Raw genomic sequence first — 15211 nt, 5'->3', positions numbered from 1 at the left:
TGTGAGGCTGTGATGCGAAAGAGTGGCTGGAGAGTGTTAGCTGGCAGATTTTGGGAACATGAGTCTGTTACTGATCCCCGCTTTTGCTGAACTGATGACGCGAGAAAGCGGAAGCGGTTCACCAAACACATAGCCTTGCGTGTAGTCGAGCCCGGCAGCTTGTACTTGCTGATAGTCATCTTCATTGTTGACTTTCTGCGCGGCAGTTTTGATGTTGAGGGTATCGCCAATCTGTTTGATGGATTCGACGATACGTTTTTCAACGCGACTCGATCGCATCAGAGAAATAATGCTGCCATCAATTTTCAGCATAGTGATGTTGAGTGTTTTCAAATGGGTGAACGAGGTGAGCTCTGAACCGAAATTATCAATAGCTATCTCACAACCCAGTGCACGGAAGGCTGAGATGATCTCTCTGGCTTTGATGAGGTCTATCAGCAGTGTGCCTTCTTTGACTTCGATACACAGATTCGAAGCAGGTAGCACGCTTTGCTTGATCAGTGCCGTGCAATGCTCAATAAAGGCGCTGTTGTAAAAAGCCTCTGATGAAATGTTGATAGCGACAGACAAATTGGCGCTATGCAGCGCCTGAGCTTGGTTCTCCAGTACTTCAGTGAAAACCCAGCGTTCAATATTTATCAGGCGTCCTGTCTGCTCAGCGGCAGTGAAAAACTGGTTAGGAAGCAGTAACTGCCCCTCTTCTGTGATCATTCTGATCAAAAGTTCATGCCATGTTGAAAGGCCGTTACGTCGAGGGACAATCGGCATACAAAGCAAAGTGAATGAGTTTTGATCAATCGCTGTGTCGATTTGTTGCAACAGATTATCTCTGCTGAGCTGCATACTTTTCTTCAATGTTGATTCATCAAAGAGTGACACTTTGGGTGTGTCACCCTCAACGGCAAGTGCCAAGGCAACTTCAGCGTGGTACAGCAATTGCAAAGGGAGAATGTCTATCGAATCCGCAGCAGCAAGGCCGATGGCGCTTTCTATTGAGAACGCCTCCGTATTGTGGGTGTACTTGATCTGGTTCAATTTGATGGTGATTTCTTTAGCGACTTCAATCGCATGAGATGGCGAGCAGTGTTGGAGCAAAATAGCAAACCTGTCATCGCTGATCCGCGCTAGGTATCCCGTTTTGTGTGCACTGACTTTAAGAACCAGTGCTGCAGATTTGATCACCTGATCACGTGCAGGTCGACCGAGTGAATCGGTCAGCGCCCCTAACCCCTGCAATTCAACGACTGCAAGGGTGTGCTCCCCCTGCTTATGTGCAAGCGTATCAATATGGTGCTGTAAGACATGTTCGAAATCGCGGCGATTGGGCAGGCCAGTGACTCTATCCAATCGTAAATCGTTGTCGGATCTGTCCATCCAACTGGCTTTCGCTGTGTGTTGTAGCGTAAGAATCCACCCATCGAGTGTACCGCCTTCTGATAGCGCAGGCTTGACCGACAACGCAACTTGAACGTCTAGGCCTTGATTGGTCTGGAGCCAGAATGCCTTGCCCTGTAGAAAATCATCACTAGGTTCTCGTATCAGTAAATATTCAAACGTTAGCAAAGTGTCATCATCAAACAAAGTGAAACAAGCATCGATACTTTTGCCAATACTTTCAGCGGTGCAATGGGTAATATCGCGGGCACTTTGGTTGATCACTTGGATATTGAGATGGGTGTCCAACACGATAATACCTTCACTGACAGCATGAATGGCGGAGGCAAGCTGCGTCTGTGCAGTTGCTTGTCGCTGTGGCGCTGAGGGGTTTGGCGTGAGTGCGCAGACACCGACCAAATGTGATTGCACTCCGTCGTTGGTGATTTTGACCATGATTGAATGATGAAGACCATCCTCACCATCTAGCATACGCCTGACATGGGTCTGGTAGTGAGATTCATTGTTCGCCAGAGTGAACATGGAATCAAATTGGCGGCGATCATGAGGATGAAGCAAGTTGCGCCACATGCGCTTATCAATGAACTCGCCAATTTGCATCCCAAACATTGTGTACATTTCAGAATTCCAAAACAGTACATCGTTGTAAGGGTCGTATTCCCAAACGCCGAACTGCGCAGATTTTAACGCCAATGCAAGGCGATCCAGCGACTTGTTATCATTCGATGCGTTGTGTTCATGGCTAATGTCCGTAATCGTGCCAATCACAATCTTGGTTGTATTGTGAGGCGCTTGTTCAATGGGCTGGCTGCAATCGCGTATCCATCGATAGGTTTGTTCATCGTCAAGTAAGCGATATTCCATGGCAACGGGTTCTAAACCGATGCGAGAGACAGAATGTTGGTACTCTCTGAGATCTTCAGGATGAATGAGCGCCATCCACTCATACAAACGTTTAACGTTGTGAGCGTGAATGCCGATGGATTGATACGCATTTTCTGAAAGGTGCATGTACTTGGTGTGGCACTCCATTTCATAAACCGCAATACGGTTTATGCCCAGCGCAAATTCAAACTTCTGAGCCCATATGCTTCGCTCCGCATCAATGCGGCGCTCTTTGTCGATGTTTTGTATTTGATAGACAAAATGAATCACATCTTCAGTCCAACGGTCCTTGACCGCAGAAACGCCAATTTTTGCCCACACAACGTGCTTGTTTTTGGTTAAAAAACGTAATGCCAGTTGGAAGTTGTCGGTTTCTTCATCTATCAGTTTTTGGCATTGCTCATTAAGGTTGTGTTTGTCTGAATGAAAAATCAGTTGATAGAAATTCTTTTTTTGAAGCGCTTCGTCGCTCAGGCCGACAAAGGCAAGGAAACTGCGGTTAGCTTTAATCATGTTGCCTTCAGGTGACATGATGACCATGCCGATCACTGACGTATTCATCGCACCAGAAAATAAGGCCGCTTTCTCATCACTCATTTTCTGAATTTGCCGCAGCTTGGCAGATTTCACCGCCAGTAAAATACCAATCAACATCGCACCCGCTATCGGCGGCAACAAGTTCCCGGGATTAACGGCAACGTCCGTGAGGGTGAGATTGGTTGATGGTGAAATGAGCAGAATATCGAGAACAAATGACACCAGAAATGCGGTAATAAACGCGGATAGTCGATCCAAGATTGCGCAGGCGAAAGTTAATGCAAACGCGATTGCGATGAAAGGGTATGTCATATGTGAAAGAAGGTAGCCGGACAGCAGGGTGATACCGCATATCAAGCTCATCGTTTTCACTTTGGAGAACGACGATGGCAGTTCGATTGGCCGTTTTAACAAAACATAAGTCACAGGGGTAATGGCTAAAATGCCGATTACGTCGCCGAAATACCAAGCCAATGCTAGGTTTTGAAACGGAATGTCCAGCGCTTGGTGCAACGTAAAGCCACCTGCGATAGCGCCAAGCAACGGGCTGAGGGTAACAGTGAGGCCGATGAAAAGGAAAAAACTCGGCATGGACAGAAATGGTGATGCGTGTCTGCTGGCATAAACGAGTGAATAGCTTCCTGCGGTTATCGTGGCGGTGTTGGAGAGTGCCAGTTGAATGCTTTGAAAGGGTGTATCACCAAAGAGGAGATTTGCCAGCAAAATAGCCACGAATGCACTGCCAATGAGCGCCAATCGCTGTGACTGGGGGGCAAGTGCAACCATCGCGATGGCAAAGCCATTCGCGTACCAAGTGAACGCTGCGCTACCCGGTTGCCTAAGCAAGTAGATACATGTAAGCGAAAGGGTTAAGCAGGCAATAAAAAGCAGGATCGCCCGTGTGAGCAAGGCATCGTCTGGAAACAAGTCTTTAGAATGTGCCTGCTCGTCAGAGAGTGTCATCTACTCATCCATTGTTTAATGGTGAAAAATTGTTTAATGGTGAAAAATTAATTGCTTATCCTGACTGCTAGCGGGATTAGATGAGCACTACCCTAGCCGCCGCCCAAAGGGGGACCGCGATATGTGTGTGCTCATTGGAAAAGTTTAGCCTAAGTCTCATTAATGGGATGCGAAATTAGGCTTTTTAGTCGTTTGTAGCGAGGGGATTTACAGCTCGTTGTATTTCACCGCGCGACCAAAGCACTTTTCTATGGGGTATTTTTCATGGTTAAGCGCGAGCTTTTTATCACAGGCGTCTTCGAGATCAACGTTGCATTTTGCGGCAATCCGAAGCAGATAAAGCTGAATGTCTGCCAGTTCATGTGCCAAGGCTTCTTTCTTTTCTGCGGGAAAATCTGCGGCTTGTTCTGGCGTTAACCACTGAAACAATTCCGCCAACTCGCCCACCTCACCGCTTAAAGCCATAACAAGGTTTTTGGGGTTGTGGAATTGCTCCCAATCTCGCGCTTTGGCGAAGTCTTCCATTTCATTCTGCAAGCGAAGAAAAGGGGATGCTGATGTCTCTTTCATGCTGTTTTTACTCGTTAGGTAAGCGTCGTTGGGTAAGTGTCGCTTCAGTTTGTCACGTTAATCACACCGCGAAAATAGCCGTGAGCATAGACAAGTCGACATCCGCAAATCTGAGGTGGTGGTACAAAATTGGAGTATGCAGTGTCCTATTTTTGTGAATTTTAAGACTTTATGAAAAATCTGAAAGCGAAATGAGTCTGATCCTGTCTATTCTCTAAGTGAACAACAGCCATGTAGGCCAACTCTTTGAATGACATAACGACAACCCTTTTACAGTATTCACCGCTAACGCTCTTTTTTGCTGTGATCTTACTGTCATACCTGCTTGAAGATCTTGCCATTATTACCGCGAGTGTTGCCGCGTCTCAGGGGGTGATGTCAGCGCCTATGGCATTGCTTTCGATTTTTGTGGGTATTGCCAGTGGTGATGTCGGTTTATATGCGCTGGGGCTTTGGGCGAGAAAGTGGCGAAGGTTGCGCGGATTCCTGCTGACCAAGCCGAGCGTTAGGCTTATTCGCAAAAAATTACGTGCACATGCGGTCAGTAATCTTTTCCTCATCCGCTTCGTTCCTGGTTTGCGCTTTGTGGGTTTTTGCCTGAGTGGTTTTTTCCGCGTTGGGCTTCGCGCATTTTTGCCCGCCGTATTATTGGCGACCGCACTATGGACAGCCATTGTGTTTACCTTGGTTTACCAACTCGGGGCGATCGAGTGGGTCAACAGCAATATCAGTTGGGCGCTCATCCCTATCGTATTGATTTTGCTTATTGCAATTAACCGTTTTGCAGGCAACAAGCTTAAGGAGAAAGCGGTTTGCACACATTAAAATTGGTGGAAGAAAAAACAGCACCGGCTCTGCCTGTTAACCATGGAATGCCGCCGCTTAACATGGATGGTAACCCTGTTTCCGCATTTGAATTTTGGCCTGGTTGGGTGTTTTACACACCTGTAGCTGTGCAATGGATTTGGCACGGCATTAAATATCGCAGTGCAAGTTTACCCCTCATCGCCAATCCTGGTATTGAGTTAAGTGGCATGGTGGGGGAATCCAAAGACGCGATTTTGTCGTTGGCAGGAGAAATAGCCAAGCCGTGGATTTTGCCTTATGTGATGTGGGAAAAATCGACCGTGTCAGCAGAAACGCAAGCGCATCAAGCGCTCGCGGCGTTACATCAAGCAGGGTTAGGTTTTCCTGTGGTAGCAAAACCGGATTTAGGGTGTCGTGGTGCGGGCGTACGTTTGGTCGAGAACAAGGCTGAATTAGAAGAATATCTGCGCCTTTTCCCTGATGGGGCGCGACTCATGCTGCAAAAGAAAGCCCCTTACAACGCCGAAGCAGGCGTGTTTTACGTGCGTTATCCTGGCGAAAAGCGTGGTCGGATATTTTCACTCACGCTGAAGTACAACCCGTTTGTGGTGGGCGATGGGAAACGATCGTTAGCGCAGTTAATTGATGATGACCCCCGTGCTGGAAAATTACGCCATCTGTATCGCGCTAGGCATGAAGACAGGCTCGATTTGGTGTTAGCGGCTGGTGAAACATTTAGGTTGGCGTTTGCAGGTAGTCATTGTCGAGGCGCTATCTTTAGAAATGGCAGTGAATACATCACTGACGCCTTGGTGGAAAGGCTGGATGAAATTTTCGATGACTTTCCCGGTTATCACTACGGGCGTATCGATCTCAAGTTCCGTGATATTGAAAGCCTCATGCGCGGTGACGACTTTGCGCTTATCGAAGTCAATGGTGCGAGTAGTGAGGCTGCCCATATCTGGGATAGAGGCGCGACGCTAAAAGACGCCTTCTCAACCTTGTTAGAACAGTATCGTATCTTGTTTGAAATTGGCGATTTACAGCGTAAATCGGGTCACAAGGTACCGACATTGATTTCGCTTTATAAGGCGTGGCGGCGTGAAAAAGCTTTAGTGCAGCACTATCCATCGACGGATTAATCTTCTTTGGATGACAGCGTTTGTCGATCAATGAGCTTGGGTCAGAAAACTAAGAATAAGAGTATGCAAAAAATGAAGGGGAAAGCATGTTAGCAAAGGATGCCGTGAGCAATCACAATCCCAGCGCTGTAAATAACGCGTCAGTCAATGCGCCAGCCGAAGTCATCGGAGGGATGGATGTTGCCGCGCAAGCGTTAGAGCTGCTCCATCAGCTGTCTGATGAACAGTATAACCATGTGGCATCGCCTTACCTGCAAAGCACTATCGGGCAGCACATGCGCCACATTCTTGATGTTTTTCACGCCATCACAGCGTGGCCACAATCTGATTTCGTTGATTACGACCTTCGTCGCCGTGCCCACCCTGTTGAGAAAAACAAAACCATTGCCATTGATGAGTGGATATCACTCTATTCTTGGCTGGAAACGATACGCGAAGCGGATCTTTCAACGGTCATGAACATTAGTGGTGAAGTGAGCTTGAAGCACCATGTGGCGTCAGTAACACAATCTACGCTTGGTCGAGAGTTGTCTTTCGTTGCTAGCCATGCGGTGCATCACTTTGCGTTGATTCGCGTGAGTTTGTGCGCGCAGGGTATATCCACCGCAGAGACCTTTGGTATGGCGCCTGCGACCGCGACTTTCTATCGAGGAGGCGACTAAATGTGCACGGTAAGTTGGTTGCTGAATGAGTCGGGCTACGACGTGTTTTTTAATCGCGATGAACAAAAAGGGCGTGCGATCGCCTTATCTCCTCAAACGTTTTCGCACCGCAATACTGCTTTTATGATGCCCGTGGACCCTGATGGTGGCGGCACGTGGATGGCGACCAATCAGCATGGATTATCGCTTTGTTTATTGAATTACTACCAAGGTGACATTCCCGAATTGCCACTGATAAGCCGAGGCTTATTGGTGAAAATGCTCGCGCCGTCTGCTCTAGTGGCAGATGTGGTCGCGACACTAAACACTCTCCATCTAGGCTCTTACGCGCCATTCACACTGTTGGTGTTTGCGCCTGATTTGTCGACGCGCCAAGGTCATGTGATCGCATTTCAATGGGACGGTCATGTGCTGACCCAAAGGCCAAGTATTGAACCCATGATTTCTTCATCGGTTGCGTTTGCCGAAGTGATGCAAGCGCGCCGACAGGCACATACCGCGATGATGACAGAGCCACGCAGTGTTAAAAAAGCGTGGGAATTTCATCGTTCTCACGTTCCCGATGCGGGTTATAAATCGGTGTGTATGCACCGTGAAGACGCCAATACCGTAAGTTTTACCCACCTCAAAGTGACCCCCGATCAGGTGGAAATGGTCTACGTGGATGGTCCGCCATGCCAACATGGAAAAGCGGTCACGAGAGCACTGGCGAGAAAGTCATTGTCACTTAAATTGGTGGTAAGTGATCAGGGTTGAATAGGTAGATTGACGTGAGCATTGACTCAAAAAAAAGTGATTAGAAACGTCGCAAATTGCGAACGAGTGTGAAAGGAAAAGTGCACTGCTCGGTCATATCTATCAACAACGAGTTATTAAAAAAATGGAGTAATGAAATGTCTCGAATTTTACTACTGATCTCACTGTTATTTTCCGCGGCGACGTTCGCAGCTGAAGAGGTATATACAGGTTTTTTCAGTAATAAAGCCGTGAGTGGCTACGACACGGTTTCTTATTTTGAAGGCGGGCCAGTCAAAGGAAAATCTGACTTTAAAACAGAATACCAAGGTGCGGAGTGGTTATTTTCAAGCCAAGCCAACCTCGACAAGTTTTTGGCCAATCCTGAGCAGTATGCCCCGCAATATGGCGGCTACTGCGCATGGGCCATTGCAGAGAAAGATGACCTTGCGCCTGGTGACCCTGCTTACTGGAAAATCGTTGATAACAAGCTGTACCTTAATTACGACGAATCCGTGCAGAACAAATGGGAAAAAGATGTTCCTGGGTTCATTGTTCAAGGTGATCTGAACTGGGCAAAACGGTAATCAACCTGCGACTGTATTTTCAACGCAACATTCATTCTAACATTGCTAAGAAGGCACTATTTTCATGAAATCGCTATTACTGTCATTATTCATGCTTGTATTCTCAACCAACGTATTTGCTGCAAAAGAGATCTACACGGGTTTTTTTAATAATGACGCTGTAAGTGGGTATGACACCGTTTCATTTTTTGATGGCAAGCCATTGGAAGGAAAAGGTGAATTTAAAACAGAATATGAAGGCGCGACCTGGAAGTTTGTTAATCAAGCGAATCTGGACAAATTTTTGGCAAACCCAGAGCAGTATGCGCCTCAATACGGTGGGCACTGCGCATGGGCAATTGCTGAAAATGATGGTCTCGCACCGGGTGATCCAACGATTTGGAAAATCGTTAATGACAAACTTTATCTGAACTACAGCGCCAAGACGTTTGCTTTGTGGGAGCAAGATATTGAGGGCTTCATTCAAAGAGGCGATAAAAACTGGGCGAAACGTTAAAGATCATCAGGGTCTCATGTTTCTAAACCATTGAGTTGTGAGTGGGCAGCAGTTAGGGACTTTTTAATATCACTTTGCCATTGGGCGTATAGCAAGGAAACGTTGTGTGCTGAACACACAACGTTCTATGAGGGAAAGAGAATGAATACCAGCCCCTTTCTGTTGCCAAGAAAAACGCCATTTGGCGTGGTTGAAAAAACGGTGGAGTCCCTCACAGGGCTCCGCAAATTAGACAAATATTATCGCCTTCGCCCTGAAGGTATCGATACCGATCATTTTCTGACTTATACCCTTGATGTACTTGGCATTGACTATCGTGTCGTGACGCAAGAAGTCGATCATATTCCCCGCTCGGGAAGCACAGTGGTGGTTGCTAACCATCCGCTCGGCGGCGTAGAAGGGGTGATCCTTGCCAAAGTGCTGCGTGAAGTGCGACCTGACGTGAAAGTGCTCGCCAACTACTACCTCAAGCGTATTCCTGAGCTAAGTGACTTGTTCATTGGTGTGGATGTATTCGAGGGCGAAAGTGCACGTCGCGCCAATATGCGAGCCTTGCGGGAAGCACATCAGCATGTCGGTCAAGGTGGGTTACTGCTGGTATTTCCTGCCGGCGAAGTGTCTACCTTTGATGAACATGGCACCTTGAATGACAAAGCATGGAGCCGCTCTGTGGCGGCAATTGTCAGAAAGCACAAAGCCTCTGTTGTGCCCGTGTTTATTGGTGGGCGTAACAGCCGTAAGTTTTATCGTGCAGGGACGATTCACCCGATGCTTCGCACCGTATTACTTGGGCGAGAGTTACTGAACAAGCGTGGGCAACCTATCCCTCTCACCATCGGTGAACCCTTGAAATGGAAAGAGTGTCGGGCATTTGAAAATGATGATGCGCTTGTTAATTACTTGCGCTTGAACACTTACCTGCTAAATCAAGAAAAAGCCCCCAATGTGGCAGCCAGTATTGATGGCGTACCCATCATTGATTCGGTTGGCGCAGACGTTATTGAGGCAGAAATCAAAAGCCTGCCAGATGATGCCAAGTTACTGTCGTCGGGCGAATTTGATGTGTATTGCACAACCAGCGAGCATATCCCCAGTATTCTTAAAGAAATCGGGCGCATGCGTGAAGTCAACTTCCGCGCCGTCGGCGAGGGAACTGGGCTTTCGTGCGATCTGGATGACTACGATAACTATTATTTGCACCTGTTTATATGGGACAGAGATGCGCAACAAATGGTGGGGGCTTACCGCTTAGGCCAAGTGCAAGACATCGTGAAAACATACGGCATTGAAGGGCTTTATTCGAGTAGTCTGTTTCAATATGATCAGCGGTTTGTCGAGAGCATGAACGTATCGCTGGAGATGGGGCGCTCGGTGATCGATGAAAAATATCAGCGCAGCTTGTCGGCATTGCTGTTGCTTTGGAAAGGCATTGCGGAATACGTGAGCCGTCATTCGCATATCACCACCTTGTTTGGCCCGGTAAGCATCAGCAATGACTATCCGTTGAAGGCGAGACGTCTGCTGGCTGAAAGTTTGAGTATTCACCATTACGACGACAACATGGCGCAGTTGGTGAAACCGACCACGCCATTGGAAACCTCAGAGCCTGTGCCATGGCACACTTCCATGCTGTCAGCGCTGGGTGATATGCAAGTGTTGTCGAGAGTGATCAGCCGAATGAGTAGTGGTTTAGGCGTGCCTGTGTTGCTGCGTCAGTATCTTGGCCTAAACGGTAAGTTGGTGTGCTTCAATGTCGATCCGGCGTTTAACAACGCATTAGACGGCTTGATTGTGGTGGATTTACGAAACGTGCAAGCCAAGACATTGGGGCGCTACATGGGCAAAGAGCAAGCAGAGACTTACCTCGAAAGCCATCAAGTGCTTTAGCCAAACCTTGCTGACTTATGGCTTAAGGTTGAAGGTTTAAGTGTATGCTCTAGATCTTGGTCTCGCTCTTGATATAAGCACCCAATAAAAACAGCGCCGATAGGGCGCTGTTTTTGGATAATCTATTCGTGGCCTTGGCCACACAGGCTTAGTCGGCTTAGAAATTTAAACGAGCGCCAATTGAAATACTGCTGGTTTCCGCATTACCACGGTCACGATAACCCACCTCAATTGCCATACCTGGGCCAATCGCTGGCGCGAGGCTTAAGCCAACTGCACCTATCAAGCCGTAGCCATCTTCGACTTCCGTGCCGTAGGTATTTTCATAATAGTTACCACCGCCGCGCACATACACATCACCTAATACAATCGGCACAGTGACTTGCAGTGCCAATGGAACAGAGATCGACGTGAAATCCTGATCAATGCCATCTGTATCGGGTATTTCAGCGGTCGTTTCGCCATAACCTGAGTAAATGCTGGTCATGCTGGTGAGTTTTAGGTTACCCGTTAACGCCCAAAAATAGCCCGTCGCACTGCGTCCTTTGTATTTCACATCTGCCACGCCAGCATCTGCACCAATGGTCAGTGGCAGAACCATTGCTGAAGCAGAAGAAGCAAACATGGCGCCAATGAGCGCTGAAGCTAATGTGAGAATCCGTGTTTTGGCCATAATTTCACCTCATGTGAAAGACGATTAAAGAGTGTTAGTTATGCGACGCATGTATTGCGTTAGTCTAGGAGTGAATCGGCTCTTCTGTGGGGAACTTGAGGTGATTTCTATATGAAGATCAGAGATTTGTGAGCTGTCCCAAAGCGTGGCGAGACCTAGTGAAACAAAAACGGCACCCGAAGGTGCCGTTGCGGTTACGGTGTCAGCGTTCGCTAGACGCCCGCTAACCGATAAGGTGGAAGCATGTTTACGCCGTGACCAGTGCAGAAACCACACCGATTAAACCACCAAACACACCGCCCCAAACAACCAGCCAGCCCAAGTGTTCGCGGATCATTGTCTGAACAATGTCTTTCACCATATTCGGCGTGAGCTCATCAAGGCGTTGTTCAATCACAGCTTCGATGTTAGCAGTGATATCGCCAAGCATCTCCGGTTGTTCGATTTGGCTTTTCAGCGCATCACGAAAACTTTCTTGCTGTGTAATGTCGATGACCGACTGACGCATTTTCGCCACGAACGGTTCACGCAATGGTGTCAGCGCTTCAGCGCCACCAAGCATCATTAACATGCCGCCGAATTGGCTGTTATTGATCACGTCAACCAGGCCGTCAAACGTCGGGTTAAAATCAATCTTCTCAATCACAGGGTCAAGGTTCAGGTTGGCGCCCCCAGACATTTCTTTGTTAAGGAAACGGTCAATGTTCTCTTTGGTAAAAAACTGATCCATCATCAAGGACTTGATGCCCAACTTGAAGGCTTCGAAACGCGCCTGAATCACCCCTGAACCATAAAGCCCCGGCACTTTCTCGAACAGCATGTGCACAGCCAGCAAGTTGGTTAGTGAACCAGACAGCGCAAATAAGCCGCCGTAAAGGGCTATGGGTTGGTCAAGATAATAGCCTGCCGCGAAAACGGCAGCAGCGACGAGATTAGTCAGAAAACTTTTGTTCATGGTTTGCCTTGGGAAATCAATTTGATTGGGCGAATTCTAAAGGATGGCATAGCGAGTAACAATATCGCGATTTTTTTAGATTCATCCCCCAGACACAATACCGAGCGCTTTCCAAACTAATAATGCGCCACCTACACTCTTTGGGTTCTGTTAAACATGGGGTAGGGATGATGCGTCGACATTGGCTGTGTGTGGTACTGGTTTTTGCGTTGAGTGCCTGCAGCAGTAACAGTCGCCCCTTTGCATTTAAAAACCTCGCCAAATCTGACATGGATTTGATCACGGATATTCACATCATAGAGATCCGCGATCTCATTCAAACCCTCACCATTAAACTCTACAAGCGCAACCCTAGAGAGTTGATCAAAGTCCCCGGAGCGACGGTCAATGACAGGCTGGCGTCTTTTATGACCGTCAAACGCCCAGTGAATGGCTATGAAGAACTTGGCAATATAGACGGGGTAGATGCCTTGCACCTTGCTTTTGATGAGGAATTTGAAGGGGATCGTGTGTTCGCGCTTATGGTCGGTATTACGGGCATGATCAGCAGCAGTTACAACAACCAACTGGAGTTCTATTTGCTGGACGATATCGATCAGCAAAAACTCTACAACAGCGCCCGTAATCTAGAAACGGTCGCATGGCTACTCAATACACGCACAGACAGCAATGGAAACCTCATGCTGTTGAGCAATGGGATTGCCGAAGATGGCGTACCTAACTACAGCTATGAACGCGTGTTAGGGCAGATGATGGTGATCCAAGACATGATGGCAAAAATGGTGGCAGACAGCACCAACCGTCACATCAATCAGGTGGTGCATGGGTTTGCATCCATGACTTTCTTCCCTATTTAATCGCTATCACCAGTCGCAATGTGATTCTCGATATCCATTGTACGTTTGATCAGTACGACAAAAGCACTACAGTTTTCGTTTCACTCTTTTTTAAATGTGTTCAATAGCTTGAAAACGATTCGTGCTCATTTCCTGCCTCTGTATTGACGCTTAAATGAGCCGGAATCGATTGCTTTTGAAGCGCCTTCCCAAACTTTCAAAAGACCAAACTCTTCACGCGGAAAAAATCACAGCAAAATAGAAATTTCCATACTAATTCTGGCTGATATTTTTTACTGGTGATTGCTCAGATAACTGCCTTTTAGTCGTTTGAGCGGGCATCGTCTCATTGGCGAAAATGACTTTATTTCTATTGCAGGCAGTATTTATGGCATGTGCGTGAAAGCGGTTTCTTCATGTGCATTCATCAATGAAAACAATATGGAAGAAATAACGATGGTTAATAGAATTAATGGAACCAATGGCGATGACGTTCTTCGTGGCACAGAAGGTGCGGACGAGATTTATGGCTTTGACGGCAATGACTTTATTCAGGCCGATGGCGATGCCGACTATGTGGATGGTGGACGTGGAAACGACACAGTGATTGGTGGCGACAGCGATGACATCGTGCGCGGCGGCGAGGGTAATGACTGGGTACGCGGTGGATTTGGTGACGACGAATTGTTTGGCGATGACGGCGACGACACGGTAGAAGGCGGCATTGGCGTTGACTTTCTTTATGGTGGCAATGGTAACGACGTACTGCGTGGTGATGAAGGCGACGATACGCTGTTTGGTGATGCCGGTAATGATCGTCTGTTTGGTGGCGTCGGTAACGACACATTAAACGGAGGTATTGGTAACGATGTCCTGTTTGGCGGTGAAGGTAACGATACATTAAATGGCGATGACGGTGTCGACGTGCTTTGGGGTGACGCTGGAAACGACACCATGAACGGCGGAGCGGGTAACGATACCTTACGCGGTGGTGACGGTGCTGATGTGATGCACGGCAACGAAGACAATGACGTGATCTTCGGTGAAAATGGTAACGATGCGATATACGGCGACGCCGGAAGCGACCAACTATTCGGCCAAGCAGGTGACGACAAATTATACGGCGGCACAGGCGATGACATCCTAAACGGCAATCTTGGCAACGATAAGTTGTTCGGCGAAGCCGGTAACGATTTTCTTTATGGCAAAGAAGGCGACGATAACCTTCAAGGCGGTGACGGGAACGATGAATTATATGGTGGTATCGATAACGATTTGCTGAACGGCGGTAACGGCCATGACATGCTAAATGGCGGTTATGGTGAAGATGAGCTGCACGGCGGGGAAGGAAATGACACCTTATTTGGTCGTGGCGACAATGATCTTGTATTCGGCGGTGCGGGCAATGACTACGTCAGTGGTGGTCTGGGTGACGATCATGTTAATGGTGGCTCAGGTGATGACACTATTCTTGGCGAAGAAGGTAACGATTACTTGATAGGACTTGAAGGTAACGACACCATCTATGGTGGCCTTGGTGATGATTACATTGACGGTCATACCGAAGACGATGTGCTGTACGGTTGGTCTGGTGAAGATACGCTTCGTGGCGGATTGGGTAATGACAAATTGTTTGGTGAAGCGGATAACGACAAATTGTATGGTCATGATGGCTTAGATCGCCTAAACGGTGGTGGCGGCGATGACTACCTTGATGGTGGCATGGGGCGCGACATTCTGACCGGTGGAGCAGGTCGTGACGTGTTCTTTTTTAACAACAGCAGCGAAAACGACATCATTCTTGATTTCAACGGCAAGTACGACACCATTGCGCTTCAGAAAACACTCGCAACCAAAATGGGTGATATTAATATCCGTCAGTCTGGCGAAGACGTGATCATGACGTTCGATAACGCAGCGACTAAAATCGTCCTAGATAAGTTCAACGCGTCCGATCTGGATGCCAGCATGTTTGATTTCGTGTAAATCTCATCAGCGGAGGCTCGCCTTCGCTTTTTTCTTTCTTTTTGTCCACTGGCGTTCGCATTCACTCGTTGCTTCCTCAATTCATCGTTTCTTGT

The 15211-nt window shown here is 47.7% G+C and carries 13 protein-coding genes; 9 read left to right on the top strand and 4 right to left on the bottom strand.

Annotation, left to right across the window (positions count from 1 at the left end; translation table 11 throughout):
* Positions 1 to 36: 36 nt before the first annotated feature.
* Positions 37 to 3780, bottom strand: coding sequence for an EAL domain-containing protein (locus tag AB8599_RS18395; RefSeq protein ID WP_407334348.1), 3744 nt, complete (start codon positions 3778 to 3780; stop codon positions 37 to 39).
* A 207-nt stretch (positions 3781 to 3987) separates the two neighbouring features.
* Positions 3988 to 4350: a nucleotide pyrophosphohydrolase gene (locus AB8599_RS18390; RefSeq protein ID WP_407334347.1), complete on the bottom strand. Its 363-nt coding sequence runs from the start codon at positions 4348 to 4350 to the stop codon at positions 3988 to 3990.
* Positions 4351 to 4596: 246 nt separating this feature from the next.
* Between AB8599_RS18390 and AB8599_RS18385 the strand changes: the two genes are divergently transcribed.
* The 7 genes from AB8599_RS18385 to AB8599_RS18355 all read left to right on the top strand — a co-directional run bounded on the left by AB8599_RS18385 (position 4597) and on the right by AB8599_RS18355 (position 10666).
* Positions 4597 to 5175 carry a DedA family protein gene (locus AB8599_RS18385; RefSeq protein ID WP_407334346.1) on the top strand — a complete coding sequence of 193 codons (579 nt, stop codon included), beginning with the start codon at positions 4597 to 4599 and terminating at the stop codon, positions 5173 to 5175.
* Between the two features lie 47 nt (positions 5176 to 5222).
* The gene (locus tag AB8599_RS18380; protein ID WP_407334431.1) at positions 5223 to 6299 is read left to right on the top strand and encodes a D-alanine--D-alanine ligase; all 1077 of its coding nucleotides are present in this window, start codon (positions 5223 to 5225) and stop codon (positions 6297 to 6299) included.
* Positions 6300 to 6385: 86 nt separating this feature from the next.
* Positions 6386 to 6961, top strand: a complete 576-nt coding sequence (locus tag AB8599_RS18375) for a DinB family protein (RefSeq protein WP_407334345.1) — start codon at positions 6386 to 6388, stop codon at positions 6959 to 6961.
* Positions 6962 to 7717 carry an NRDE family protein gene (locus tag AB8599_RS18370; RefSeq protein ID WP_407334344.1) on the top strand — a complete coding sequence of 252 codons (756 nt, stop codon included), beginning with the start codon at positions 6962 to 6964 and terminating at the stop codon, positions 7715 to 7717.
* Positions 7718 to 7854: 137 nt separating this feature from the next.
* The gene (locus AB8599_RS18365; RefSeq protein WP_407334343.1) at positions 7855 to 8283 is read left to right on the top strand and encodes a YHS domain-containing (seleno)protein; all 429 of its coding nucleotides are present in this window, start codon (positions 7855 to 7857) and stop codon (positions 8281 to 8283) included.
* 64 nt (positions 8284 to 8347) lie between these two features.
* Positions 8348 to 8779 carry a YHS domain-containing (seleno)protein gene (locus AB8599_RS18360; protein WP_407334342.1) on the top strand — a complete coding sequence of 144 codons (432 nt, stop codon included), beginning with the start codon at positions 8348 to 8350 and terminating at the stop codon, positions 8777 to 8779.
* Positions 8780 to 8920: 141 nt separating this feature from the next.
* Positions 8921 to 10666 (top strand): lysophospholipid acyltransferase family protein, encoded by a 1746-nt coding sequence (locus AB8599_RS18355; protein ID WP_407334341.1) that lies wholly within the window; start codon positions 8921 to 8923, stop codon positions 10664 to 10666.
* A 157-nt stretch (positions 10667 to 10823) separates the two neighbouring features.
* Here the strand turns inward: AB8599_RS18355 and AB8599_RS18350 are convergent, their stop codons facing one another.
* Together AB8599_RS18350 and AB8599_RS18345 are read right to left on the bottom strand one after the other, a co-directional pair.
* Positions 10824 to 11339: a hypothetical protein gene (locus AB8599_RS18350; RefSeq protein WP_407334340.1), complete on the bottom strand. Its 516-nt coding sequence runs from the start codon at positions 11337 to 11339 to the stop codon at positions 10824 to 10826.
* A 247-nt stretch (positions 11340 to 11586) separates the two neighbouring features.
* On the bottom strand, positions 11587 to 12294 hold the full coding sequence (locus AB8599_RS18345; RefSeq protein ID WP_407334339.1) for a DUF445 domain-containing protein: 708 nt from the start codon (positions 12292 to 12294) through the stop codon (positions 11587 to 11589).
* Between the two features lie 167 nt (positions 12295 to 12461).
* Between AB8599_RS18345 and AB8599_RS18340 the strand changes: the two genes are divergently transcribed.
* Positions 12462 to 13151, top strand: a complete 690-nt coding sequence (locus tag AB8599_RS18340) for a hypothetical protein (protein WP_407334338.1) — start codon at positions 12462 to 12464, stop codon at positions 13149 to 13151.
* Positions 13152 to 13586: 435 nt separating this feature from the next.
* The gene (locus tag AB8599_RS18335) at positions 13587 to 15116 is read left to right on the top strand and encodes a calcium-binding protein (protein WP_407334336.1); all 1530 of its coding nucleotides are present in this window, start codon (positions 13587 to 13589) and stop codon (positions 15114 to 15116) included.
* Positions 15117 to 15211: the final 95 nt, after the last annotated feature.

It is taken from the genome of Enterovibrio litoreus, from assembly GCF_045679545.1.
Lineage (GTDB): Bacteria > Pseudomonadota > Gammaproteobacteria > Enterobacterales > Vibrionaceae > Enterovibrio.
The sequence above is the reverse complement of the archived record's forward strand: the minus strand, read 5'-3'. Positions and strand labels throughout refer to the sequence as shown.

What these genes read in the sequence shown, in the direction of transcription:
- AB8599_RS18375 (WP_407334345.1), top strand. Translation starts at nt 6,386, where the DNA reads ATGTTAGCAAAGGATGCCGTGAGCAATCACAATCCCAGCGCTGTAAAT.
- AB8599_RS18340 (WP_407334338.1), top strand. Translation starts at nt 12,462, where the DNA reads ATGATGCGTCGACATTGGCTGTGTGTGGTACTGGTTTTTGCGTTGAGT.
- AB8599_RS18335 (WP_407334336.1), top strand. Translation starts at nt 13,587, where the DNA reads ATGGTTAATAGAATTAATGGAACCAATGGCGATGACGTTCTTCGTGGC.
- AB8599_RS18390 (WP_407334347.1), bottom strand. Translation starts at nt 4,350, where the DNA reads ATGAAAGAGACATCAGCATCCCCTTTTCTTCGCTTGCAGAATGAAATG.
- AB8599_RS18355 (WP_407334341.1), top strand. Translation starts at nt 8,921, where the DNA reads ATGAATACCAGCCCCTTTCTGTTGCCAAGAAAAACGCCATTTGGCGTG.
- AB8599_RS18360 (WP_407334342.1), top strand. Translation starts at nt 8,348, where the DNA reads ATGAAATCGCTATTACTGTCATTATTCATGCTTGTATTCTCAACCAAC.
- AB8599_RS18370 (WP_407334344.1), top strand. Translation starts at nt 6,962, where the DNA reads ATGTGCACGGTAAGTTGGTTGCTGAATGAGTCGGGCTACGACGTGTTT.
- AB8599_RS18345 (WP_407334339.1), bottom strand. Translation starts at nt 12,294, where the DNA reads ATGAACAAAAGTTTTCTGACTAATCTCGTCGCTGCTGCCGTTTTCGCG.
- AB8599_RS18365 (WP_407334343.1), top strand. Translation starts at nt 7,855, where the DNA reads ATGTCTCGAATTTTACTACTGATCTCACTGTTATTTTCCGCGGCGACG.
- AB8599_RS18395 (WP_407334348.1), bottom strand. Translation starts at nt 3,780, where the DNA reads ATGACACTCTCTGACGAGCAGGCACATTCTAAAGACTTGTTTCCAGAC.
- AB8599_RS18350 (WP_407334340.1), bottom strand. Translation starts at nt 11,339, where the DNA reads ATGGCCAAAACACGGATTCTCACATTAGCTTCAGCGCTCATTGGCGCC.
- AB8599_RS18380 (WP_407334431.1), top strand. Translation starts at nt 5,223, where the DNA reads ATGCCGCCGCTTAACATGGATGGTAACCCTGTTTCCGCATTTGAATTT.